Source organism: Paenibacillus sp. 276b, from assembly GCF_900107875.1.
Taxonomy (GTDB): Bacteria; Bacillota; Bacilli; order Paenibacillales; family Paenibacillaceae; genus Paenibacillus; species Paenibacillus marchantiae.
Map to the genome: position 1 here is coordinate 199,042 of NZ_FNRR01000003.1, position 23,973 is coordinate 223,014.

The following is a 23,973-nucleotide window of genomic DNA, read 5'->3' on the forward strand; positions in this document are numbered from 1 at the left end:
GCTTTCATGTGAAAGGCCTATCGGTTGCTTCAGAATAGGGGGAGACGGCAGCCCTAAGGGGATGTGTTTCTTCTTTTCTGAATCCTTGGAACCATCTTTCCCTGATGTTTTGTCCGCCATATGCCGCCCCTCCGTTCCTGTTTTTTTATACAAGGTAGCTTGTGCCAGAGCGCGCAGAATTATGTGGTCTTTTTATAAAATTTCCAATGGCATCTTCATTTCAGACAACAAAAAAGGCCTCTGTATGAATTACAGAGACCTTTGGGGTTTCATCAAAAGTTTGCATCAAATCTTCATTCACTTAATTGATACTCTTGTCCACTTCTTTAATCATTTCCTGAATGGATTCCAAACCACCGCCGGACAAGTACCAGTAATCTGGGTCAAGATAAACAATGTGTCCGTCTTTATAAGCATTCGTATTTTTGACCAAATCATTCTCGACCACCTGTTTGGCAGGCGTTGCCTCACCACTGCCTGCAACCACTGCACTCCGATCTACCACGAACAGATAATCCGGATTTTTCTCCATAACATATTCGAATGAAACGCTTTGTCCATGGGTCGACACTTCAATATTTGCATCTGCCGGAGTAAAACCGAACACATCATGAATGATACCAAATCGGGAACCTGCACCATAAGCACTCAATTTGCCTTCGTTCGTCAGAACAACCAGTGCATTCTTTCCAGCAGCCGTTACTTTATCATTTAAAGCTTTAACAGAGGTTTCAATGGATGCCAGTGCCTCTTCTGCTTCTTTTTCTTTACCAAAGATCTCTCCAAGCGTCTTCACATTCGAAGTCAGGGAGTTCATATAATCTTCTGTATCTACCGCCATATAAATGGTCGGTGCAATCTTGCTAAGCTCTTCATAGGAGTCTTGCAGTCGTCCTGAGATGATAATCAGGTCAGGCTTCAAAGCATTTACTTTCTCAAAATCAGCCTCTTTCAAACCGCCAACATTGGCGTACTTTGCATCGTTATACTTTTCCAGATAAGAAGGAACTCCCTCCTGAGGTACACCGGCAACCTCTACCCCAAGCTGATCCAATGTATCCAGCACACCATAGTCGAATACAACCACTTTCTCCGGATTCTTCTTCACTGTTGTTTCGCCAAGTTTATGTTTAATGACGATTTCATCATTGGACTGATCTGCTGCTGCATTCGCTTCTGATCCTGTGCCACTGCTGGCACCTGTATTTTCTGCTGTTTTGCTTCCACCGCAAGCTGCCAGAACAACCGACAACACCACAAGCAACGTAAACAACCAACCCTTTTTCATAAATAGACACCTCTCGCTCTCTCTATATTGGTTTAACTTTTTCAAGCAAAATACACACAAATCTTACGCCCATCAATCCATTGCACAGGGATGTGCATGTCATAGACTTTCTGCAATACATCTGTATTAATGATGTCTTCCGTCTTACCTTCCTGCACGACACGCCCATCTTTAAGTGCAACGATATAGTCTGAATAACAGGAGGCAAAATTGATGTCATGAATGACAATAACAATGGTCTTGCCCAATTCATCCACCATTTTGCGAAGCACCTTCATAATCTGCACGGAATGTTTCATGTCTAAATTATTCAAGGGTTCATCAAGGAGAATATACTCGGTATTCTGCGCGATAACCATGGCAATGTAAGCCCGCTGTCGCTGTCCACCACTTAGCTCATCCAAATACTTTTTGCGGAATGGAGCCAGCTCCATATAATCGATGGCTTCCTGAATCCACTGCCGATCCTCTGCTGTAAGTCTTCCTTGTGAATAAGGAAAACGGCCAAAAGCAACCAAATCCTCCACAGTCAACCTGATATTTATGTGATTGGATTGTTTGAGAACTGATATTTTTTTGGACAGATCCTTGTTCTTCCAGCCTTCAATCTCTTGCCCTTCGATCAGGACTTGTCCTGTATCCTTGCTGATTAGCCTGGTGATCATGGATAACAGTGTGCTTTTGCCTGCACCATTGGGACCAATGAATGAAGTGATTTTCCCTTTGGCAATATTCAGTGATACGTCATCCACTACCCGGACGCCGCCGTATTGTTTGGTTACATTTCTGACTTCTACCACGACTTATTCTCCTTTAGCAGTAAATAGATGAAGTACACACCGCCTACAAAATTGATAATGACACTTACTGTAGTAGCAAAAGTAAATACTCGCTCTACAATGAGCTGTCCACCGACCAATGAAACCACGGCTATAATGACTGAACCCCAGATCAGCACTTTATGACGATGTGATCGGAATATCTGATGCGCCAGATTCACGACCAGCAGTCCCAGGAACATGATTGGGCCGACCAGCGCTGTGGAGATCGACACCAGAACCATCACAACCAGCAGCAACCTTTTCACGATGTATTGATAGTCCACGCCAAGATTAACCGCGTGATCTTTGCCGAGGGATAGTACGTCGAGATATTTGGTAAACCTCTGTGCATACAGCAGGATCAAAATAATGGCCACCATTGAGATGATCAGCAAATCCGTATTCACATTGTTAAAACTCGCAAACATCTTGCCCTGTAGCACAAGGAACTCATTGGGATCAATCAGCACCTCCATGAAGGAGGACATGCTCTGAAACAGCGTACCCAGAATAAGGCCAACGAGCAGCAGCAAATAGATATTGCGCCCCCGTTCTCTACGGAACATGAACTGATGCAGGAGTAGAGCAAACAGACTCATTAACAGAACAGATACCGCAAAGTTAAGATTTTTGTTCACAAAGCTGATATGCGTGCTCCCAAACACAAATACGGCAAAGGTCTGAAACAACATATACAGGGAGTCGAGCCCCATAATGCCAGGTGTAAGAATTCGGTTGTTGGTTATCGTTTGGAAAATGGCAGTGGAATACGCGATGCAGGCACCTGTGAGCACAATGGCAAGAATCTTTTTCCCTCTGCGAGGCAGAATATAATCCCAGTTGCCCCCGGATTGAATGACCAGAAATACACCAATTAACAACACTGCCGCTGCAATCAAAATGCCAAACTTCCAGGTATTCGCCGTATACTTCATTCTCATGATTCATAAGCCTTTCTTCGAAGCAATAAATACAGAAACAGCACGCTACCTACAACTCCCACAGTCAAACTGATGGAGAGCTGATAAGGATAAATAATCAATTGACCCAAAATATCGCAGACCAGAACAAAAATCGCACCGAGCACTGCCGTATGAGGCAATGTATCCCGCAAGTTGTCCCCCTTATACAACGTCACAATATTTGGTACTACAAGACCCAGAAACGGGATTGTACCTACCGTAATAATGACGACCGCTGAAACCATGGCAACCAGAATCAGTCCGAGATTAACCACTTTACGATAAGCCAGTCCAAGGTTGGTTGAGAAATCTTCACCCATGCCCGCAAGTGTAAAGCGATTAGCGAACAGATATACGATAATGAGCAGCGGAATACTGATATAGATCAGTTCATAACGTCCCTTCATAATCGTGGAGAAGTCACCTTGCAGCCAGGACGACATGTTCTGGATCAAATCGTTTTTGTAAGCAAAAAAGGTCGTGACTGAACTTACAATATTGCCAAACATCAAACCAAGGAGAGCAATGTATATCGTATCTTTGAATTTGACTTTCTCCAGTATCCGCATAAAAATTAGCGTTCCAGCCAGTGCGAAGGCAAAAGCGACCAACATTTTTTGCAGTGGAGAAGCACCGGGAAACCACATCAAAGTAACGAGGATACCTAACCGGGCTGAGTCCATTGTTCCGGCCGTTGTCGGAGAAACAAATCGGTTGCGTGTCAGCTGCTGCATGATCAGTCCAATGACACTCATACTGATACCTGCGACAAGGATGCTGACTAGACGGGGAAAACGACTGACTTGTAACACCTGAAGCTGGACCGGGGTCAAATGAAATATATCCATGGGCGAAATTGCTGAATTGCCAATAAACAGGTATACGATAGACAAAAAAGCCAGCACGATCAACATATAGCCTAACTTCATCTCTCTACTAATCCCCTCACCAATAGCCGTAAAACACTTGTAGATGCTCTACTTAGTTCGATTTGATATTGATACTCATTATCAATTAGAGTAATTATATCGATATTAATTTCTTCATGTCAACCTTCCTCTGCTTCTCTTTTTCTAAATTTCATGAAACAACCTGAAACACATATAATTCAAGTTTAATTGTATATAAGGAAAAAGGCCTTCCAATTGGAAGGCCTTTTTAATGATTCAGTTAGTCGGCAAAATAATCTTCAGGAACATAGCGGATCTCAGATTCCGCATATATCGTCAATGTATGGCTTTCTCCATCATACTGCACCCGGTCTCCCTGAACGTAGTACCAGTGCTTCACCAAGGGCTGATCTTTACGCTGTACAAATCGAAACACATTGAGCTCCTGTCTAAGCTCCATAATGCTATCTACCACCTGTTGTTCCAGACCCGTAACGGTAAAAACAAACCCAGTGCCTTCTCTTTGATAGCGATAGGACATCGAATCTGTTTTGCTGTTCACTAACCCTCGCCCTGTCACTGCATGCTTAACCATGAACCATTCCTGCTGCGTCATAAACGTAATTCCTCCTTTGATCTTGGAGTTTCAATCCATTTCGGTAATCTAGGGCAGATCGATCAACATATAGAAAGCGTCCTCGCTTGCATCCAGGTTCATGGATGTCGTCTGTTCCACACGAGCCGTATCCCCTTCATTTAGCTGATACTCTCCGTTCAAGCCAAGCTTTCCTTCAATGGCAAAAATGTACATGCGGCGATCTGCAGCCTGTTCATATGTTAAAGTCTGACCTGCAGCCAATCGGCCAAGATAGATGGTCATATCCTGTTGAATGGATGCGATACGCGCCCCACCCTCAGGGGATACCACGGGTACGAGTGCTCCCGCGAGTGCGTCTGGATCAAAAGAAGTTGTCTCATAAGACGGCTCAAGCCCTTTCGTATGTGGCATGAACCAAAGCTGTAATATACGCACTTCTTCAGAATCGGAGGCATTGTGTTCGGTATGGATCATGCCACTGCCTGCTGACATGCGCTGAATTCCACCAAATGATGTAACAGCCACATTGCCCAGGTTATCTTCATGACGCAACTTCCCGTTCAGCACGATGGACACAATCTCCATATCACTATGCGGGTGTGCCCCGAAACCACGACCCGGGGCAATTACATCATCGTTAGCTACCCGCATGGGTCCAAACGCAGTATTCTCCGGGTCCTGGTATTCACCAAAGGAAAAGCTGTGATTGCCGCGCAGCCAGCCCCGGTCGAAGCTGGAACGGGAATCGGATGGAATGACGTTAATCATAAAGACATCCTCCTATATGTTCTCTTATTTTTTCTTAGTAGCATACTTATTCTCATTGTACCAAATCGATGGGCTTGTCGTCCAAAACAAAAAGCCTTTTCCCGGTTCGAATGGTTCACACGTATAATTACGCGTATTCCGAACTAGCGAGAAAAGGCTTCTATACAGGATATACCTGCTTGAATGAAATTGTTAGTCCATCCCTACTCGATGGTGATATACCCGTTATGCACTCACATTCTGCCGAGCGTTCCCTTGTCTAGAGAAGAAATGATCCACCGCCAGGAAACGGCTGCCTGTGAAGAGTAGTGTCAATGAACCCGCCAGCAGCAGGTAATCAAACTCGGTACCACTCATGAACGGCTGCCCTACTTTGGCAGTAAGCAGAACCCCACCCATAACTACGATGAACAATGCAGCAAATACACGTGTTCCTAACCCCAGAATCATGGCTGCACCACCCACCAATTCAATGATCGCCACAACCGATGCCAGAAAACCAGGAATGCCGATACTTTCAAAGAAACCGACTGTACCACTAATTCCACCTTCGAATTTGCTCCAACCATGTAATACAAAGATGAGACCAATCATGATCCTTGAGAAAAATAACCCAATCTCCACACTTCTATTCATATTCATCTTCCTCCTTGGAGTTTAAGTTCAACGTTACATTTCACCCAATTGACCAAACAAACAAGACAGACAGCAGCAGGATCACTGTGGCAGAAATGAATACCGCATAGCGGGGAAGCGTCAGCGTAACATCCTGTTCCGGGTCTAATAGACGGGAAATACGTACATTCACCGAAGTATCGGCAAAAGACGATTGAATAGCTGTCTCTCTAATCCTCCAAGGTTCAGGGCAAGCCCGGATCAGTTTGAGCAATGCACTGCCAATGCCCGCGGCGTTCCCCGTACGTTCAATCGCTTCATTGTCAGCCAGAATTTCTCGAATGATATTGTAATGTTTTGAAGTATGCTTCAACACCGGAATATAAGGCATCATGACGGCAAATACCGAAAGCAATGTCGTCTTGAGTGGATCACGATGCCACAGATGATGCACCTCATGGTACACAACTGCTCTTTCTTCTTCAGCATCCAGCATCGTGAGCAGCCCTGTGGAAAGCACAATACAGGGTTTCCACAGACCAATCGTAAATGCAACCGGTGACGGCTTGTCCACCACAATGAATCGAGGTTGTTTCAGATGACGGTACCGCGCCTCAAGTTTACGAGACATGGCCCCGTCTTCCAACGACCGAAGCTTCCGTACCGCTGCACTTGTCTTGATCATGCGATCGAACAGCAGCCAGCCTGTACCGGCAAATGTCAGGAGCACCAGTGCCATAAGAACATGCCCCATGGATAACCAACCCAGCCTGCTCATCCAGTGATTACATAGCCAGAGCAGATTAAACGGAATGTCCCAACCAAATATTTTGTACATCGCGTACATGAACATCTGCATGAACACGAATAACGGAATGCCAAACCCGACGGTAAACAACAGCTTCGAGCGGGCCTTCCACATGTCAATCGCTATCCTTTTTCCATTGCTTAATCTTCTGTTCCAGCCGCTCAATCAACCCTGCATCTGCTTCATCCAGCGCATCCAGCATGTGATTCACAGCAAGTGCCCCGAATTCATCCACCAACTCATGTGACAATTCCTTGGATTGGTCGTTCATAAACTCCTCCCTGCTCTGTACCGGATGGTACAGTGACGTTCGGCCCTTCTGCGACTTGTGGAGCAGCTCCTTGTCCACGAGGCGATTCATCACCGTCATGACTGTATTGAAATTAACGTCTTTATCTTTTTCTAGTGCGGTTTGTACTTCGCGAATGCTGCTGCCTGGACGCGCCCATAAAATGTCCATAATCTTCGCCTCCAGCGGACCGAAAAACCGGTTCAGCCCACGCTCACCCACTTTAAAATTGTGTATTCTCATGTTCAGACACCCCTCACACTACTCATTGTAGTGCCAACAAACGAGAAGTCAACCTCTATGTCAGCTATTTATTGTAAATGATTTGTAAATATGTTTTCCATTTCAGAACATCATTTTGATGCACAAGTTCGGTTTACAGCTAAAAAAAGTCTAAAGACCGGGCAGGTCTGCTATTCTGCAGTCCTGCCCGGTCTAATTCATAAATCGATTATTCATTTCTGAAATAATGATGAAATCAGTGCTTTTATTTAATTGCGATCCTGTGAGGGCATAAATGCGGAGATATCCACACCAAGTCCATGAGCCAAACGACCACCGAGCTGTCCATCTGCCTGGAAGAAATGGCATAAAGCACGAAGCTGGGTCTGTTCCGGTACTACCTTCAAGTCATTGATCAGGTTATCGAGCAAATGTTGCTGCTCCACCGCCGTGAATGAACGGAACAACTCCCCTGACTGCGTATAGTTATCGGTCTTCTCAATTTTCTCACGCGTAACATGACCCTCTAACGGAACCTGGCTGTCACGGTATTCCGGTGCTTCTTCCGGGCTGTTGCCCGAGCTGTTCGGTTCATAATTTACCGGGGACGGGTCCTGACTCACATTCATCAATCCATCACGCTGATGATTGCGAACCGGAGCATAAGGGCAGTTCACCGGAATCTGCAAATAGTTCGGTCCGAGCCGGTGGCGCTGTGTATCCGGATAAGAGAACAGACGACCTTGCAGCAATTTATCTTCGGAAGGCTCAATTCCAGGCACCAAAGCGCTTGGTGAAAAGGCTGCTTGCTCCACTTCTGCGAAGAAGTTTTGTGGATTACGGTTCAATGTCATGGTTCCGATCGTCTGGAACGGTAGTACATCTTCCGGCCAAGTCTTGGTTGGGTCGAGCGGATCGAAGGCGAAATCATCCATCTGCTCCGGCTTCAGCAACTGTACCTGCAGCTTCCACTGCGGGTATTGACCGTTTTTGATATGATCGTGTAAATCTCGGGTGGCATGGTTGAAATCCTGTCCTTGTACCTCAGCTGCCTCTTGACGTGAGAAGCCTCGCACGCCTTGAGCCGATTCCCACTTGTATTTCACATAATGGACTTGCCCTTGAGCATTAATCCATTTGAAGGCGTGTACGCCGAATCCATCCATTTCACGGTAACTTGCTGGCGTACCCAGATCGGAGAACAACCAAGTCATCATATGAGTCGACTCCGGTGACAGTGTCATGAAGTCCCAGTAGCGTGCAGGGTCCTGGATATTCGTATCCGGCGCAGGCTTCAGGGAATGAACCATATCCGGGAACTTCATGGCATCACGGATGAAAAAGACGGGCAAATGGTTACCCACAATATCATAGTTCCCTTCACGCGTGTAGAACTTCACGGCAAAACCACGTGGATCACGCGCTGTCTCCGGTGAACCCGTACCGTGAATTACCGTGGAGAACCGCACCAGTACATCCGTCTCTGTGCCCGGGTCTTGTAAGAAATCGGCTGTCGTATAAGCCTTCATGCTCTTCTCCAGCGTAAACACGCCATGTGCGCCAGCACCTCTTGCATGAACGACCCGTTCCGGAATACGTTCACGGTCAAAGTGTGCGATCTTCTCAAGAAGATGATAATCCTCAAGTAATGTGGGACCTCTTCTTCCTGCGGTACGGGAGTTTTGGTTGTCACCTACGGGTGCGCCCTGATTGGTTGTCATGCGTTCTGTCATATCGTTATCCTCCTCATGTTGGTCTCATGCCTGCTGTATATACTCTATTAAAATCATATTCGCCATCGCTTTAAATATACATTTAGACTTGATCTAACTGTTAAATTGATTCTAACATGTCCCACTCGCCCCTTGCATGAGGTTCGTATGAGATTAAGATGAGTTTCTTGTTCGTTTCATGAATGAAATATGAACATCAACTTGGAGTACGATGAGCATTGATCCATTCCGATTGCTTGATCTACTCTCTCTAGTGGATATACCCGCATACGAGTGACATGAACAGCGCAATGTGTCCACACAAAAAAAAAGCGGACTAATCCGCCAGGCGGTAGCCCACTCCTCTTACCGTTACTATATATTGAGGCGAAGCCGCGTTATCGCCAAGTTTTTTGCGCAAGCTTTTGATATGAACATCCACCACATTGCTTCCACCCGTAAAATCAGTCTCCCAAATATCGCTGAGCATCTCCTCACGGGAAATCACTGCACCTTTGGCATCAATCAGCTTCAGCAGCAGATCATACTCTGTCTTGGTCAGGTGAATGCGGTCATTGTTCCGGTGCACACTCATCCGCTCACGATCCAGCCATAGATCCTTGAAAGCGATGCGTTGGCCTTCCTGAGGTAGAAATCCACGTTTCGGTGCTGCAGGACTGTTGCCGATCATGCGTTGCACACGATACAACGCTTCCTGCGGACGGGCTGGCCAGACCAGTAATTCCTCCTGAAGCATCGGGCCACTGGCACTGCCAATCATCTTCTCCCCCACCAGATACAGACAGGGTGTTGCATGTTCCGCTTCACGATTCAATCGGCTGCTGATACCGGCAAAAGCATCAATGGTTCCAGCAACAGACAGGTCATAGATCAACAGATCAAATACAAGCCGTTCATGCAAATCAGGCTCCCAGCGGTGGAACACCAGCACATCGAAGCAGCTATCCGTAAGTGCCTTAACCAGCTCATGTACTTGCCCTGGCATAGGACTAATCAGAATGACCCGTCTCGTAACCGGGCAATTATCCACAAGGGGAGTTGGATCCGCAAGGGCAGGCTTGACCCGGAGCGGCAAACGACGACCGGACAGGTTGATTTTTACTTGACCCGTTTGTTTCTGCATTCCGCGCAGACACCTCCAAAGACCACATGAGCGTGATCAATCGCATACCCGGTTTCCTCCGCGACTTGCTTCATCCATTGCGGAGGAACCTCCGTCATGACTTCATCCACCTTGCCACATACTTCACACATAATATGTTGATGATCGTCCATGCGGGCATCATAACGACTGGCCGTCTCGCCTAACTTGAGTTCTCGAATCAACTCTTTATCCGTTAAATATCGGAGCGAATTATATACCGTACCATAAGCCAAATTATAACCTTGCTCCACCAGACGGTTCATCACTTCTGCTGCCGTTGGATGGTCTTCGGAATGACGGACTACATCGTAAACAGCTTGACGCTGTATCGTCAGATTTAGAGTTCTCACCAGCAATTCTCCTTTATTAACCCATTCAATAGTATATAAGATGACACAGCAATCTACTGATTGCTATGATTCCCTGAAACATCAAAATCAATTTTGATTTAGATTAAGTATAAATCTCATTGCACAATGAAGTCAATATCCGACTATTTTATTCATGAATACTTATAGCCAAGCCTCTTCTAAGCATCCGTTGCTCTCATTTGGGATAATATGGTTCGCTACTATACTGCTTTTCAGCTAAAATATAGTAATGTGCGCTAAAGGGGGGATGCTTGTTGCTAAGCACGTTTTTCGTCAATCTCTGTGTCATGATCACGTTCATGTATGTGTCCGGAATCATAGCCAAATTCTATCGTATCCGCGTGCCCTTTCCCTCGATGCGTGTTCAGATGATCGGTGGTCTGCTGTTCGGGATCTATGGAACGGTACTGATGAATTATTCCTTTCCTTTAAATGAAACTACCATTGTGGATTTGCGTCATTTGGCTATCGTCACAGCAGCCGTATATTTAGGAGGACTGGCTTCGGTCATCTCGGGACTTGTCATTTCCATCCTGCGTATTGTCATGTTTGGAATGTCATCCGCTGCCATCGATGCAGCATTCGTCATGACGATTATCGGACTATCCGGTGTATATTTTGCCTATGCTCCCTGGTCGAGATTAACCAAAATTATTACCATGAACCTGCTGGGTATGACGCTGATCTTTGTGATCCTGATGCTGAATACAACCAGCATGAACTCATTAATGAAAGTATATCCTTTACAGATGACCATTTCTTTTGTCGGTGGAATCTTTATTTATTTCATCGCAGAATTCATTAATAAATCGAATGAGATGTTGTTCCTACTCGAACGAAAAGCAACCACCGACCATCTTACCAATCTCAGTAATCGCAGACAATTTGAGAAATCACTTGAGTTGGAACTGGAACGGGCTCGTGAGTACAAGCAAAAACTATCCCTGCTGGTCATCGACATCGATCGTTTCAAAAAAGTAAATGACACTTTCGGTCATACTTCAGGTGATGCGGTCCTGAAACAACTCGGACAATTGCTCATTGAGCATGCCCGCTCAGCGGATATCGTCTCTCGAAACGGAGGCGAGGAATTCGCTATACTATTGCTCGATTGTGGTCATCACCAAGCCATGGCCATTGCCGAGTCCATCAGACAATCGGTCGAGAAGTACCATTTTGCGCTGCCTGATGGCAATACGATCCGACTGACCATCTCCATAGGGGTCGCAGTTTTTCCGGATCACTGCGACGACCGGGATGATAACGATTTCTTTGAACAGGCAGACCGTGCATTATATGAAGCCAAGAATACGGGCAGGAACCGCGTATGTGCCATTCCGCTGCGTTCCAGGTCGCTCTCCGTCGGCCAAAGCCCATTCTAATCTCAAACCAAAAAAGGGATGTCCTCATAGCCTATCAGGCTAGCAGGACATCCCTTTCTTATCTCACCACTTTGCAGCATTCGAATCAACTCGCGTACGGGTAAAAAGCAACCTGTGAGGTTGAGTTCGCCTTAAGCTAAGATTTGTTCGATTTCTTCAACGATGGCAGCATCCAGCTTCACACCGGAAGCGGCAGCGTTCTCTTTCACCTGCTCAGGGCGACTTGCCCCTACAAGCGCACTGGACACGTTATTTTGACGCAGAATCCACGCCAGAGCCAATTGACCAACCTTCAAGTCCAGCTTGTCCGCCACTTCAATCAACTGGCGAACCTTGCCGATCCGGTCAGCATTAATCTTCCCTTCATCCCATCCCAGCTTCGCTGCCCTGCTGTTCTCGGGAATATCGGACACCGAAGTGTATTTCCCGGTCAACAATCCTTGTGCAAGCGGGGAGTAGACGACTTGTCCAATACCTTTTCGCTCACCCAAAGGGATGATTTCACTTTCGATGTAACGGTCAAACATGTTGTATACCGGCTGGTTCACCACGATATGATCCAGCAACAGGCGGTCAGCGGTACCCAGCGCAGCTTCCATCTGTGCCGCGGTCCATTGACTAACACCTACGTAGAGCACCTTGCCCTGACGCACCAGATCGTCAAGTGCTCGCAGTGTCTCTTCAATCGGTGTTTCGGTATGATAGCGATGGCAATAATATATGTCTACATAATCAACACCTAGCCGTTGCAAGCTGGCTTCGCATTGTTCCTTAATATGTTTACGTGATAACCCTTGGTCATTTGGACCGTCACCCATTTTGCCAAAAACCTTGGTTGCAAGGACATAGGAATCGCGGGAATACGCTTTCAACGTCTGCCCCAGCAGTTCTTCTGCTGCACCCCGCTCGTACACATTGGCTGTATCGAAAAAGTTGATGCCTTCATCGAATGCGGCTTCAATTGATTTCACCGCGTTTTCACGTTCCACATATCCTCCGTATGTCAGCCAGCTACCCAGGCTAATCTCGCTTACTTTCAGTCCGCTTCCACCTAATCTACGGTATTCCATTGAATGCACATCCTCCTCTAAACTGATTAATGATGAAGTTCCCTTTCTATTGTATCGTATTCGGCTCGGATTAAAAGGGCTTCGGAGAAGAATTTGGGAAATAGTAGGGGTGAATATGAAAAGCTCCGCTAAAAGAGCGGAGCCACGACACGCATCAAATATTACCCAGTCACCACATTTTAATGAATGGGCACTAGTTAATTTTAGTTAACTGTTACGATAAATTGTTCCCATGCTCCGCCCACAGCGTTACGATTGGCAGACAGCACGCCTCCGTTATTCAGATCCGCACTGACATATTTACCATTCGCCACCGATTTGAAGGCCAACAATCCCCCACCCAGATCTTCACGGGTAAACTTCTCCCATGTGGATGGGTACGTGGCCGAGGCGATCAAACGCCCGCCATTATTCAGATCTGCTTGCACATATTTGATGTTGCTCATCGACAGGAAGGATACCGTACCATCCGAATTCTGGATGATTTTGAACCGCTCCCAATGTCCGGCAGTATCCCGATTGGCTACCAGTGCATCTGCACCGCCATTCTCTGCGCTAACAAATGTGCCGTTGGCATTGGCTTTCAGGCTGGACCATGTCTCTGTAAAAGGAGCTGTTCCCGTATGTTTTTTGACCACATTCTGGAACGAAGTATTAGAGGCAAAGTTCGCCGTTGTGAACTTGCTCCATTTTGAAGCAATTGTTGCCGCGCTGTCCGTATTCAGGTTCGGTGCCGGGTTGTTGTTGTTATTGTAATAGCCCCAAGTTCCGCCGCCTTTGACCTTATAACTCCAGTTCGTCCATGAAGCATTCAGTGCATTCAGACCAGACAGCCACTTCTCGGTCAGATCATCCTGACCAAACGAGAACTCGCCCGCTAACACCGGAACGTTCCAATTCTTCTGATAGGACGCCATATCCTTCAGCCAGCGATCCATCTCCGAATTGGTCAGATCCCAGTTGTTATAATCCGTGAATTGATAATGGTGCGTCTGATACATCACATTCGTCCAGCCATAAGTCGTTGGTGGTGAAGCTGCCCACCAGTCGAAGAATGCTGCGATGATGATCATGTGATCGGCATCCTTGGCACGGACGGCTTTGTACATCCGGTCATAGAAATCCATCTTTTGCTTGATTTGAGCTGCATTTTCACCCGTTCCCATGGTTACCAGAGGTTCATTGAGCAGGTCGTACGCGGCAACAGTTGGATTACCTTTGTAACGTGTCGCCATCCGTTCCCAGATCTGAATAGTCCAGTTCTGGTATGTAGAATTAGTCCACAGTTGGTTGGAATTCTCCTGACCGCAGGAATGCCATGGACAGGCGGCTCCCGGTGCACCGTGCAGATCGAGAATGACATACAGGTTCCGTTTGCCCGCTTCATCAATCAGCCAATCCAGTTTGCGGAACGTAACCGAATCAGGCTTCATGACACCGCTGGTGTTCATAAAATCCTCCCAATAGATCGGCACACGCACAACGTTCATGCCCCAGTTCTTGATGTTATCCAGATCACCAGCCTGAATCCAGTTGTCCTGATATCCATTGATCAGGCTCTGTGCACCCGATTCACCAAAACGATTCGTCAACGTGCGACGCAGCGTGTATTCATCTACCGCCCCGGAGGGCGTCATCCATTCTTCCTGCAGCAGCCAGCCACCCAAGTTTGTACCACGCAGATTTACCACGTTGCCTGTACCCGAATTATTGCGAACAACCGTCCCGTTAGCCTTCAGGAAATCCCCTGATCCAAAAGCCGCACTGGCCTTCGGTGAACCTACGGCCGAAGCCAGCAGTCCCAGCAGCAGACAGCTGCACAATAGCATAATAGTGCTCTTCTTCAACATGTTGACGCCTCCCTTAAATGGTCATATCTTGAGGTATGACTGAACCAGGATGCAGCACTCACGACAGGTAACGGTAATGCTATATAAACAGCGGGTGTACGAGGGGGACAATCCATGGATGTCCGCTATTTATCACAACTGGAGTTAGTGAAATCGATTACATTTTATTGAATATTAAACCCTTTATTCCTCCACTATCCCAATTATTGTTTCAATCGGTTATAACTTGTAATCGTTTTCAATTGGAATTATAATGGATTTGAATTAATTGTCAATCACTTATTTGGAGTTGTGAAGAATATGGATGTCAAAATCATTGATGTAGCTGCCATTGCAGGTGTGTCCCCGGCAACCGTATCGCGGGTCATTAATCAGCACAGCAAAGTAAGCACCAAGACCAAAGATAAGGTGATGCGCGCCATCGAGCAATTGGGATATCACCCCAACGCAGCAGCCAAGAATCTTCGTTCACAGAGAACCATGACAATTGGCGTAATCGTTCCCGATATTAACAACTCCTATTATGCCAAAATTATAAAAGGCATTGAGAACATCGCCTATGCCCGCCATTACAAGGTCATTATATGTGATGCTCATAACCTGAAAGAGAGAGAAGTCGATTATCTTAATTTGCTGCTGGATCGAACCATTGACGGTGTCATCATTATCACGCCCATGCTGGCGGATGAGGAATTATTCCAGCTTGCGGATAAGGGGTATCGCATTGGCATCGTTGGCAAATATATCGAACATGATCAGATCCCGTGTATATATACAGACAACGTGAAATTCTCCCAGGAAGTTGTTCAGCATCTCGTTGAGGCCGGACATCGAAATATCGTTTTCTTAAACGGTTATCCTGAAGCAATTGACAGCTATGAACGGCTAGAAGGTTACTTGAAGGCCCTGCGCAATCATCAGATTCCGTTCCGTCCCGAACTGATCGAGAATGGGAACTTCAATGAGGAAGGTGGGTACGAGGCCATCAAAAGACTGTTTAACAAAGGCCTGTCCTTCTCCGCTGTATATGCGGCTAATGATGAAATGGCGCTAGGTGTATACAAAGCATGTATGGAATACGGGATACGCATCCCTGAGCAATTGGCTATCGTAGGTGTGGACAACAATCGAATCAGCAAATACATTCATCCTACGCTAAGTTCGGTGAACCAGCCCAAGTATACGATGGGGGCCATTCTTATGGAGAAGATGATTGATACGATGAATACAAATGATTTTCAGGACAAACGTGTATTTAAAGTCGACTCGGAGCTGCTTGTTCGAGCTTCCTCTTCCTTCAAAATAACAACATAAAGCGCACCCGTAACAGGTGCGCCAGTTTAATATATGTTCACATATTCTTAATGCACAATGATGCTTAACGCATTCAACAAATCAGCCTGCTTCACCGGCTTGGTCAGGACCGCATCGAAGACCTCCGCTTCATGTGGATCGATATGCATGCCATACGGGATCAGAACAATGACCGGTGAATCTGTAACCAAGCGCTTCAGCTTGTGTACAAAATCCACAGCACCACCCTCCAACAGTCCCATATCCACAACGGCCACATCAGGCTTAAAGCCCTCCTGAATCCAGTCGTACGCTTCGGTGGTAACTGAGGTCATATGCACATCCATCTCCCATCTGCGCATCAGGGAAGAGGCCCCTTGCAGAATGTCAGGGTCCTTGGCAAGCAGCACCTTTTTGCCCTTCAGTCGATGCTGAATATTGGCAAGCTGAGGCAGTTCCCAATGTCTGCGGAGCGGCAGGCAGATCTCGAATTCTGTCTCCTTGTCTCCCATGCCATGCACCTGAATACGGCCGTTCATTAGGATGGCAAGATTCTGGCTGACCGCCAAACCGAGATTGGTTCCTACCAGCTTCTGTGTACTTATATTTCCATCCAAATTGTTAAATGATCTAAGCTTATTGTCCGAAGACAACATACGTCCGGTGTACTTCACATGGAGTTGAAGCGTACCTGCCTCCTCTGCATCTCCACCAGCTACGGTTGCCGTAACCAATACCGAACCTGTCCGTGTTGAATCTAGAGCATACTGAATGACATGGGCCAATAGTTGCCCGATCTTGATCTCATCCCCGACAAAAACCTGGGACACATTCAGATCAAGGTTCAATCCCAGCTCAATGTTCTTGCTCAGCGCCAGTCCCGCATAGAGATAAACGGTATTCTCAATCGTGGCTACCAGATCAAATGGATCATCGTGTACAACCGTTTTGCCTGCGTCATTGACGTTAAAACTCATCATATTATTCAGCAGGGAGAGCAGAATGTTACCGCTGGTTTCAATCATATTCACATATTCTGCCTGCTCGTCCGACATATCTGGTGTACGCATCAGATCCGTTAATCCCAGAATGCCGTTCAGCGGATTACGTATTTCGTGGCTCATCAGCGACAGCATCTGCGTCTTGGTCATTGCCTCAGACTCCGCACGTTCCTTCTCTGCCTGCAACTGCTCTTGTAGTTGCTCCGAATCACTCAGCTTCTGTTCCTGGACTTGCAGCGTATCTTCCAGATCCACAACATATCCGAGAAAAACGGCCATGGCTTGCAGAGTTTTCATATCCGTTTCACTGATCACATAATCAGGGTCATCCATCAGACAGATCGTGCCGAACGTTTCCCCGGATCTCCGCATAATGGGAATCCCCACAAAGAAACGATTGCCCAGTCCGCTTGTTACGTCCATTGATTTCGTAAGGGGATGTTCACATGTATCCGTGATGATCAGACTGCTGCCCTTATCTCTTAAGACCAAGCTACAATATGACGCTTCAAATGGAAGTTCACTACCTTTGGCGATCAACTCTTCCTCGCGGTTAAAAGCTTCCATAATAACATTCGTCACGCCATCATTCGTGGCAACGAAAATGGTGTTCACCTTTAATATACCGCTTAATACATCTACAATATGGGATGCGGCTTCCTGTATATTTTCATAGAAGCCCCTTGTAATGCCTAACGTTCCCATGATTCACCTCTCTTGTTTTAGCTGCACTTCAAATCCGTATCCCACAGTATGATTCAATCGATTAACGAGGGATCAAATGTTCCAAAACAGCTGTCACAAACTATTCATATATGAAGTTTTCTATCCTTTTTTCAAGCATCGTCAACTGAACTTGCACGGTAAATAGAAATTATACGCTTACCCTCCAGCTTTGAAAACATTTATCATTCAGGGCTATAAATCATGACAGTCGATCAGCCTCTCCCATGTGATCATTATCACACCTAAATAACAATATATAGTTTATAAATGGATAAAGAAACTCTACATGTAGTGTTCAATGAATGGACATTATCCCTATACAATTTCAATTTCATTATTTAGGAGGAACTGATATGAACATGCTTGAGTATGCCTCTCCACCGGCATCTGATCTTCTATCTGACCTGGGAAGACGAATTATTGGTGCTGAAGATGCCGATACGCTGAGGGAGAATGCCAATCTGAACGGAGACTCGTTCAGCGGCAAGATGAGCAGGCTCGGTTCGGAGACCGCCAAGTGGCATGCTCTGCGTCATGTGCTGCCTAAGGAGCTCGCTCTAGCTGTGGAGAACGGCGATCTGTATGTACACGATCTGGATCAGTATGCCCTTGGAACGACCAACTGTATCTTTATTCCGTTTGACCGACTGCTGGCCTCCGGATTCAATACCGGCAACGGTTCGGTTCGTACACCACAGACAATCATGTCTGCCATGGCACTGGTGGCCATTATTTTTCAATCCCAGCAAAACAGCCAGTACGGCGGTGTATCCGCCAATAAAATCGACTGGGATCTCGCACCTTATGTGAAGCGTTCGTTCCGTAAGCATTATCGGAAGGGGCAACGGCTGTTTGGGGAGATTGCCCCAATTGAGGATGAGCAACTGCATCTGGATAGCGATGAAGCAAAGGAGAAGTGTCCTCGAGCCTTTGCCTTTGCCTGTGAAGAAACGGAACTGGAGACCGAACAGGCTGCCGAATCTCTGATCCATAATTTGAACACCATGAGCAGTCGTGCTGGGGGACAGATTCCGTTCACTTCGCTGAACTACGGGCTGTGCACTTCAGCCGAAGGTCGGCTCGTGTCCCGGTCGTTGCTGGAAGCGACCATTCGGGGCCTGGGTAACGGAGAAACGCCCGTGTTCCCACAACATATTTTCCAGTGCAAGCAAGGAATTAATCAATCTGAGGGAGATCCGAATTACGACTTGTTCCGGCTTGCTGTGACCTGCTCCTCACGGCGCATGTATCCGAACTTTGTCAATGTGGATGCTTCCTTCAACCTTCTCTATTATCAACCGGAAGATCCCGATACGATCATTGCGACGATGGGATGCCGGACACGCACACTGGCTGATCGCTTCGGACGCAATCGTCAGAGCGGCAAAGGCAATCTGTCCTTTAACACCATCAATCTGGTCAAGCTCGGCATTCGATATGGGATCTGCCAGGGAGCAAGAGCCATCGCTGACCGGGCTGGCTTCTATACGGCGCTGGAATCCGTCATGCACAATGCTACGGATGGACTGCTGCACCGGTATCGAATTCAGATGAACCAGCCTGCCAAAGCATCGGACTTCATGATGCGGGAAGGAGTATGGGAAGGCGGTGAACAATTGGCTCCGAATGAACCGGTCGCCGATCTGTTGAAACATGGTACGTTATCCCTTGGTTTTATCGGACTTGCTGAATGTATGACCGCTCTATATGGCCGTCACCATGGACAAGACCTCCATGTACATCGAGAAGCCTTGAATATCATTCGTACGATGAGAGAATTCTGTGACCGGATGAGTGAGCAGCATAACCTGAATATCACCTTGTTCGCTACGCCCGCCGAGGGACTGTCCGGCAAATTCACCAAGATTGATCGTGAGCGATACGGCAGCATCGCGGGGGTCAATGACCGGGAATACTACACCAATTCATTTCACATTCCGGTCTATCATTCCCTTCCTGCCTATCGCAAGATTGAATTGGAAGCTCCCTTCCACTCACTATGTAATGCCGGAGCGATCTCTTATGTCGAACTCGACGGGAACGTAAGGGCCAATACCGCCGCTTTCCAACGAATCGTGCAATACGCGCTGGCCCAGGACATCGGGTATTTCTCCATTAATCATCCGATTGACCGCTGTCCGTCCTGTGGCTATGAGGGCGTTATTGGAGATGTATGTCCCGGATGTGAGGCTCATGAAACCCACGTGCATTTCCAGCGGCTGCGCCGGGTGACGGGATATCTGACCGGTGACTATAAAGTGCGCTTCAATGGGGCGAAGCAGGCCGAAGTGAGAGACCGGGTGAAGCATCGTTGAATCTGTATGGTTACATTCCGGAATCGGTGAATGAGGGGCCTGGCCTGCGTGCCGTGTTGTTCATCAGCGGATGCCGCCATGCCTGTCCGGGCTGCTTTAGCCCCGGCTCATGGAGCTTCCGTGCAGGCGAACCATTTACGGAGGAGCGGCAGCAGCAGATTTTGCATGAGGTAACCTCTCATCCCTTGCTGGAAGGGGTAACGTTATGCGGAGGTGATCCTTTTTTCTCTGCGGCAGAATGCTCCTCCTGGGTTCGGCAGCTTCGGGCTGCACGACCTGATCTGACTGTATGGGCATACACGGGGTTTGTGTATGAGGAATTGATTACAGACCCGTCACGGGCGGAGTTATCCCGGCTATGCGACGTCATTATCGACGGGCCTTATATCGCAGCTGAACGTGATGTGTCTCTTCCTTTTCGTGGCAGTCGTAATCAGCGCATCGTTAATGTGGGTGCAACAATGGCTGGCCAGACAATCGTTACCATGCAGTTAGATGCATGGTAACGATTTTTTTATTTGAGGGGGATCAAGCACAGCGTGGGCGATGATATGGTTCATTTTAAGGAGTCAAATCTGCCAATATATCTAGGATTCATAGAGCACTGTTTTATTTCCGATCGGATTAATGATATATGTTGCAAGCCCTTAGGTTATCGTCTATGATTGGTAGCATAAGAGCAAGTATAAGACGATTGCATCATGATACAATCTATCATCTATGCTTGGTCGCCAATTTCATAGCCAGAGATGTGTACGCACATTTCTGCACACGGAAACAGGTGCCTACCGCGCTACATGCGTGGTCAGGCTTAAAAGGGAAGCACGGTGTAAATCCGTCGCGGTCCCGCCACTGTATACGGGGAGTCTGTGCATATAATCCACTGGTGTAACCACCGGGAAGGAATGCATATGACCATGATCCGCAAGCCAGGAGACCTGCCTGTTTCGACAGCATCGCATGACCTACGGAAGATAGGAAGGTGTTAGAGCAACCGCTACAACTACTTATAGCAGGTGTTCTTTCCCATTCTATCTTTGTGCACAGTCGTCATTCATGATGCCTGTTTCTCGGGGTATGGAATCGGAAGGAATGCCTTTTTTTGATGCTTTCAAAAGAAACACACCACAATAGCTTCAACTTGATGAGTTACCTATTATAAATGAGGAGGAATTTTACATGTCGCAATCACAGCAACAACAGCCACAAGTACTGACAGGCAACCTTGGTTACCCCCGTATCGGTGCGGGACGCGAATGGAAAAAAGCACTGGAGTCCTTCTGGGCTGGCCGAATCGATGAATCTACGCTTCATCAGGAGCTGACCACACTTCGGTTGCAAGATCTGAAGAAACAGCAAGCACAGCAGCTCGATCTGATTCCTGTGGGCGACTTCTCCTACTATGATCATATTCTTGACGTATCCGCGATGTTTGGCGTCGTTCCTGAGCGCTTTAACCATACAGGCGGACCGGTATCCGTATCTACCTACTACGCCATGGCCCGGGGTAATGATCAGGCAACAGCCTGTGAGATGACCAAGTGGCTGAACACCAACTATCACTACATCGTACCTGAGATTCATAATGATACTGCATTTGCATTGCTTGAAAATAAACCCCTTGCCGCCTATCGCGAAGCGAAGCAGGAGCTTGGGCTGGAAGGTAAACCGGTCGTCGTCGGTCCGTACTCGTATGTACGTTTCGCCAAAGGCTATGACGCGGAACGCTTCGCAGAGATCGTCACACGCCTCGTTCCCGTATACGCCCAGCTTCTGTCTGAACTTCAAGCAGAAGGCGTACAGTGGGTACAGATCGACGAGCCTGCTCTGACGCTGGCTGTCTCTTCCGAAGATGAAGCCTTGCTGCAACAGGTGTATGCTGCCTTGGCACAAGCTGCACCGGAATTGAAGCTGCTGCTTCAAACATACTTCGAATCGGTGGAAGCTTATCCGGTCGTGACAGCACTGCCTGTTGCCGGAATCGGCCTGGACCTGGTCCACGGCTATGAAGGCAACCTCGCCAGCCTGCGGGAGCATGGCTTCCCGCAGGATAAATGGTTGGGCGCCGGTGTCATCGACGGGCGCAACATCTGGCGTGCCGATCTCGCAGAGACGGCGAAGCTGCTGGAGCAGGTGGCTGAATTCGCAGCCGAAGGCAAGCTAATCATTCAGCCTTCCTGCAGCCTGTTGCATGTACCGGTTACTGCCGCTCAGGAGAGCGCGCTTGATCCGGTACTGCGCAATGCCCTGGCCTTTGCTGACGAGAAGCTGGAGGAAATAGCGACGCTCGGCACGTTGTTGTCCGGCGGTGCAAAGCAGGCGGACCAAGCAGCGGCTTTGGCTGAAGCCAGCCGCCGCGCCCAGGCAAGCACCGAAGCGGTGCACCTGCTGAGCGAGTCCGAATCACGGACACGCCTGAGTGGTGCGCCTGCAGGGGTCCATGCTGATGAGCAGCTGCTTCGCAACGCGTCATTCCAGGAGCGACGCGAATTGCAGCAGCAAAAATGGTCGCTCCCGCTGCTGCCAACAACAACCATTGGCAGCTTCCCGCAAACGGCAGACGTGCGCAAAGCACGTGCACTCTTCCGTAAAGGGGAATGGAATGCGGAGCAATATGATGCCTATGTGCGTGAACAGATCCAAGAATGGATTACCATCCAGGAGGAAATCGGTCTGGATGTGCTGGTACACGGTGAGTTCGAACGTACCGATATGGTTGAGTTTTTCGGTGAGAAGCTGACCGGATTCGCCTTCACCAAAAATGGCTGGGTACAGTCCTACGGCTCACGCTGCGTGAAGCCACCTGTAATCTACGGAGATGTACTGTTCAATGAACCGATGACGGTGAAAGAAACGGCCTATGCCCAGACACTGACCAGCAAACCGGTGAAAGGCATGCTCACAGGTCCGGTAACGATCCTGAACTGGTCCTTTGTCCGCTCGGATATTCCACGCAGTGAAGTATCCTACCAAATTGCTCGCGCCATTCGCGACGAGGTTGAAGCGCTCGAGCAAGCAGGCATTGAGATGATTCAGGTCGATGAGCCAGCTCTGCGTGAAGGACTTCCGCTCAAACGGAGCAAGTGGGATGAGTACCTGCAATGGGCCGTGGAATCCTTCCGTTTAGCTACTGCTACCGTAAAACCAACAACGCAGGTGCATACCCATATGTGCTACTGCGAGTTCGATGATATTATTGAAGCCATCAGCGACCTGGATGCAGATGTGATCTCGATCGAAACATCCCGTAGCCATGGGGAACTGGTAGGCAGCTTCGAGCAGAATACGTATGACAAAGGCATCGGACTCGGTGTATACGATATCCACAGTCCGCGTGTTCCAGGCAAGGACGAGATGTTGAATATGATTGAGCGTGCACTTCAAGTGCTGCCAGCAGATCTGTTCTGGGTAAACCCTGACTGCGGACTGAAAACACGTGGTAAAGCGGAAGTTGTAGATGCATTGAGCATCATGGTGGACGCTGCTCGTACAGCAAGAGAACGAGTAACCGCTGATTCCTCAATCTAAACAAAGCTTGTGAATGCAAATAAAAGCCTCCGAATTCCTTCGGAGGCTTTTTTCATTTACTATCATTCTATTTGTTTATCTGGCAATGTCTTTTTTATCCGACTTAACGAATCTCGAAATGGCTGACACGTACTCCTGCGCCAGTTCAACGTGTCCTGCCAGTTACCGTCCGGTACACCCGGAACAACCATGCAGAAGCTAAAGGTATTTGAAACTACAGCTAACTCTTCTAAAGGATCATATATTATCATTTCTCTCTATTTTATTCCTTATTGCATGACGATATATGATATAGGCAG

General features: G+C 47.6%; 20 protein-coding genes and 1 riboswitch. Of the genes, 5 read left to right on the top strand and 15 right to left on the bottom strand.

Annotated elements, in window-relative coordinates:
* Positions 1 to 301 precede the first annotated feature (301 nt).
* From BLV50_RS16935 to BLV50_RS16990, 12 genes are all read right to left on the bottom strand, one after another.
* Complete coding sequence (locus BLV50_RS16935) at positions 302 to 1,288, bottom strand: siderophore ABC transporter substrate-binding protein (protein ID WP_090809006.1); 987 nt, start codon at positions 1,286 to 1,288, stop codon at positions 302 to 304.
* A gap of 41 nt (positions 1,289 to 1,329) precedes the next feature.
* Positions 1,330 to 2,088 (bottom strand): iron ABC transporter ATP-binding protein, encoded by a 759-nt coding sequence (locus BLV50_RS16940; RefSeq protein WP_063567230.1) that lies wholly within the window; start codon positions 2,086 to 2,088, stop codon positions 1,330 to 1,332.
* Positions 2,082 to 3,050, bottom strand: coding sequence for an iron chelate uptake ABC transporter family permease subunit (locus tag BLV50_RS16945; protein ID WP_269453530.1), 969 nt, complete (start codon positions 3,048 to 3,050; stop codon positions 2,082 to 2,084). The genes BLV50_RS16940 and BLV50_RS16945 overlap by 7 nt, the downstream gene beginning before the upstream one ends.
* Entirely contained in the window at positions 3,047 to 4,000 is a 954-nt protein-coding gene (locus tag BLV50_RS16950) for an ABC transporter permease (protein ID WP_063567229.1), read from the bottom strand. The genes BLV50_RS16945 and BLV50_RS16950 overlap by 4 nt, the downstream gene beginning before the upstream one ends.
* A gap of 241 nt (positions 4,001 to 4,241) precedes the next feature.
* Complete coding sequence (locus BLV50_RS16955) at positions 4,242 to 4,577, bottom strand: hypothetical protein (RefSeq protein WP_063567228.1); 336 nt, start codon at positions 4,575 to 4,577, stop codon at positions 4,242 to 4,244.
* 48 nt (positions 4,578 to 4,625) lie between these two features.
* Positions 4,626 to 5,327 carry a pirin family protein gene (locus BLV50_RS16960; protein ID WP_063567227.1) on the bottom strand — a complete coding sequence of 234 codons (702 nt, stop codon included), beginning with the start codon at positions 5,325 to 5,327 and terminating at the stop codon, positions 4,626 to 4,628.
* 225 nt (positions 5,328 to 5,552) lie between these two features.
* Entirely contained in the window at positions 5,553 to 5,963 is a 411-nt protein-coding gene (locus BLV50_RS16965; protein WP_063567226.1) for a DoxX family protein, read from the bottom strand.
* 40 nt (positions 5,964 to 6,003) lie between these two features.
* Positions 6,004 to 6,864, bottom strand: a complete 861-nt coding sequence (locus BLV50_RS16970; protein ID WP_090809010.1) for a M56 family metallopeptidase — start codon at positions 6,862 to 6,864, stop codon at positions 6,004 to 6,006.
* A 1-nt stretch (position 6,865) separates the two neighbouring features.
* Positions 6,866 to 7,282 carry a BlaI/MecI/CopY family transcriptional regulator gene (locus BLV50_RS16975; protein WP_063567224.1) on the bottom strand — a complete coding sequence of 139 codons (417 nt, stop codon included), beginning with the start codon at positions 7,280 to 7,282 and terminating at the stop codon, positions 6,866 to 6,868.
* Positions 7,283 to 7,530: 248 nt separating this feature from the next.
* Complete coding sequence (locus BLV50_RS16980) at positions 7,531 to 8,994, bottom strand: catalase (RefSeq protein ID WP_072733679.1); 1,464 nt, start codon at positions 8,992 to 8,994, stop codon at positions 7,531 to 7,533.
* A 316-nt stretch (positions 8,995 to 9,310) separates the two neighbouring features.
* Entirely contained in the window at positions 9,311 to 10,117 is an 807-nt protein-coding gene (locus tag BLV50_RS16985) for a winged helix-turn-helix transcriptional regulator (RefSeq protein ID WP_072733680.1), read from the bottom strand.
* Positions 10,093 to 10,488 carry a Fur family transcriptional regulator gene (locus BLV50_RS16990; RefSeq protein WP_063567221.1) on the bottom strand — a complete coding sequence of 132 codons (396 nt, stop codon included), beginning with the start codon at positions 10,486 to 10,488 and terminating at the stop codon, positions 10,093 to 10,095. Before BLV50_RS16990 ends, BLV50_RS16985 begins: the two co-directional genes overlap by 25 nt.
* A gap of 275 nt (positions 10,489 to 10,763) precedes the next feature.
* Here BLV50_RS16990 and BLV50_RS16995 point away from each other — a divergent pair, with 275 nt between their 5' ends.
* On the top strand, positions 10,764 to 11,891 hold the full coding sequence (locus BLV50_RS16995) for a GGDEF domain-containing protein (RefSeq protein WP_063567220.1): 1,128 nt from the start codon (positions 10,764 to 10,766) through the stop codon (positions 11,889 to 11,891).
* 131 nt (positions 11,892 to 12,022) lie between these two features.
* Here the strand turns inward: BLV50_RS16995 and BLV50_RS17000 are convergent, their stop codons facing one another.
* The gene (locus BLV50_RS17000) at positions 12,023 to 12,961 is read right to left on the bottom strand and encodes an aldo/keto reductase family protein (RefSeq protein ID WP_063567219.1); all 939 of its coding nucleotides are present in this window, start codon (positions 12,959 to 12,961) and stop codon (positions 12,023 to 12,025) included.
* A 203-nt stretch (positions 12,962 to 13,164) separates the two neighbouring features.
* Positions 13,165 to 14,811, bottom strand: a complete 1,647-nt coding sequence (locus tag BLV50_RS17005) for a cellulase family glycosylhydrolase (RefSeq protein ID WP_090809012.1) — start codon at positions 14,809 to 14,811, stop codon at positions 13,165 to 13,167.
* A gap of 300 nt (positions 14,812 to 15,111) precedes the next feature.
* On the opposite strand from BLV50_RS17005, the gene BLV50_RS17010 reads away from it, so the two are divergent.
* Complete coding sequence (locus BLV50_RS17010; protein ID WP_090809014.1) at positions 15,112 to 16,125, top strand: LacI family DNA-binding transcriptional regulator; 1,014 nt, start codon at positions 15,112 to 15,114, stop codon at positions 16,123 to 16,125.
* Between the two features lie 47 nt (positions 16,126 to 16,172).
* On the opposite strand, the gene BLV50_RS17015 is transcribed toward BLV50_RS17010, so the two are convergent.
* Positions 16,173 to 17,810 carry a hybrid sensor histidine kinase/response regulator gene (locus BLV50_RS17015; RefSeq protein ID WP_063567217.1) on the bottom strand — a complete coding sequence of 546 codons (1,638 nt, stop codon included), beginning with the start codon at positions 17,808 to 17,810 and terminating at the stop codon, positions 16,173 to 16,175.
* A gap of 374 nt (positions 17,811 to 18,184) precedes the next feature.
* On the opposite strand from BLV50_RS17015, the gene BLV50_RS17020 reads away from it, so the two are divergent.
* From BLV50_RS17020 to metE, 3 genes are all read left to right on the top strand, one after another.
* A complete protein-coding gene (locus tag BLV50_RS17020) occupies positions 18,185 to 20,146 on the top strand; it encodes an anaerobic ribonucleoside triphosphate reductase (protein ID WP_090809016.1) in 1,962 nt (653 codons plus the stop codon).
* Positions 20,143 to 20,652, top strand: a complete 510-nt coding sequence (gene nrdG / locus BLV50_RS17025) for an anaerobic ribonucleoside-triphosphate reductase activating protein (RefSeq protein ID WP_090809018.1) — start codon at positions 20,143 to 20,145, stop codon at positions 20,650 to 20,652. The genes BLV50_RS17020 and nrdG overlap by 4 nt, the downstream gene beginning before the upstream one ends.
* A gap of 256 nt (positions 20,653 to 20,908) precedes the next feature.
* Positions 20,909 to 21,107, top strand: a riboswitch (cobalamin riboswitch).
* A gap of 218 nt (positions 21,108 to 21,325) precedes the next feature.
* Positions 21,326 to 23,674 carry a 5-methyltetrahydropteroyltriglutamate--homocysteine S-methyltransferase gene (gene metE, locus BLV50_RS17030; protein ID WP_090809020.1) on the top strand — a complete coding sequence of 783 codons (2,349 nt, stop codon included), beginning with the start codon at positions 21,326 to 21,328 and terminating at the stop codon, positions 23,672 to 23,674.
* Positions 23,675 to 23,973: the final 299 nt, after the last annotated feature.

What these genes read in the sequence shown, in the direction of transcription:
- BLV50_RS16985 (WP_072733680.1), bottom strand. Translation starts at nt 10,117, where the DNA reads ATGCAGAAACAAACGGGTCAAGTAAAAATCAACCTGTCCGGTCGTCGT.
- BLV50_RS16955 (WP_063567228.1), bottom strand. Translation starts at nt 4,577, where the DNA reads ATGACGCAGCAGGAATGGTTCATGGTTAAGCATGCAGTGACAGGGCGA.
- BLV50_RS17015 (WP_063567217.1), bottom strand. Translation starts at nt 17,810, where the DNA reads ATGGGAACGTTAGGCATTACAAGGGGCTTCTATGAAAATATACAGGAA.
- BLV50_RS17010 (WP_090809014.1), top strand. Translation starts at nt 15,112, where the DNA reads ATGGATGTCAAAATCATTGATGTAGCTGCCATTGCAGGTGTGTCCCCG.
- BLV50_RS16945 (WP_269453530.1), bottom strand. Translation starts at nt 3,050, where the DNA reads ATGAGAATGAAGTATACGGCGAATACCTGGAAGTTTGGCATTTTGATT.
- BLV50_RS16935 (WP_090809006.1), bottom strand. Translation starts at nt 1,288, where the DNA reads ATGAAAAAGGGTTGGTTGTTTACGTTGCTTGTGGTGTTGTCGGTTGTT.
- BLV50_RS16960 (WP_063567227.1), bottom strand. Translation starts at nt 5,327, where the DNA reads ATGATTAACGTCATTCCATCCGATTCCCGTTCCAGCTTCGACCGGGGC.
- BLV50_RS16950 (WP_063567229.1), bottom strand. Translation starts at nt 4,000, where the DNA reads ATGAAGTTAGGCTATATGTTGATCGTGCTGGCTTTTTTGTCTATCGTA.
- BLV50_RS16980 (WP_072733679.1), bottom strand. Translation starts at nt 8,994, where the DNA reads ATGACAGAACGCATGACAACCAATCAGGGCGCACCCGTAGGTGACAAC.
- BLV50_RS17020 (WP_090809016.1), top strand. Translation starts at nt 18,185, where the DNA reads ATGAACATGCTTGAGTATGCCTCTCCACCGGCATCTGATCTTCTATCT.
- BLV50_RS17000 (WP_063567219.1), bottom strand. Translation starts at nt 12,961, where the DNA reads ATGGAATACCGTAGATTAGGTGGAAGCGGACTGAAAGTAAGCGAGATT.
- BLV50_RS16970 (WP_090809010.1), bottom strand. Translation starts at nt 6,864, where the DNA reads ATGTGGAAGGCCCGCTCGAAGCTGTTGTTTACCGTCGGGTTTGGCATT.
- metE (WP_090809020.1), top strand. Translation starts at nt 21,326, where the DNA reads ATGTCGCAATCACAGCAACAACAGCCACAAGTACTGACAGGCAACCTT.
- BLV50_RS16965 (WP_063567226.1), bottom strand. Translation starts at nt 5,963, where the DNA reads ATGAATAGAAGTGTGGAGATTGGGTTATTTTTCTCAAGGATCATGATT.
- BLV50_RS17005 (WP_090809012.1), bottom strand. Translation starts at nt 14,811, where the DNA reads ATGTTGAAGAAGAGCACTATTATGCTATTGTGCAGCTGTCTGCTGCTG.
- BLV50_RS16975 (WP_063567224.1), bottom strand. Translation starts at nt 7,282, where the DNA reads ATGAGAATACACAATTTTAAAGTGGGTGAGCGTGGGCTGAACCGGTTT.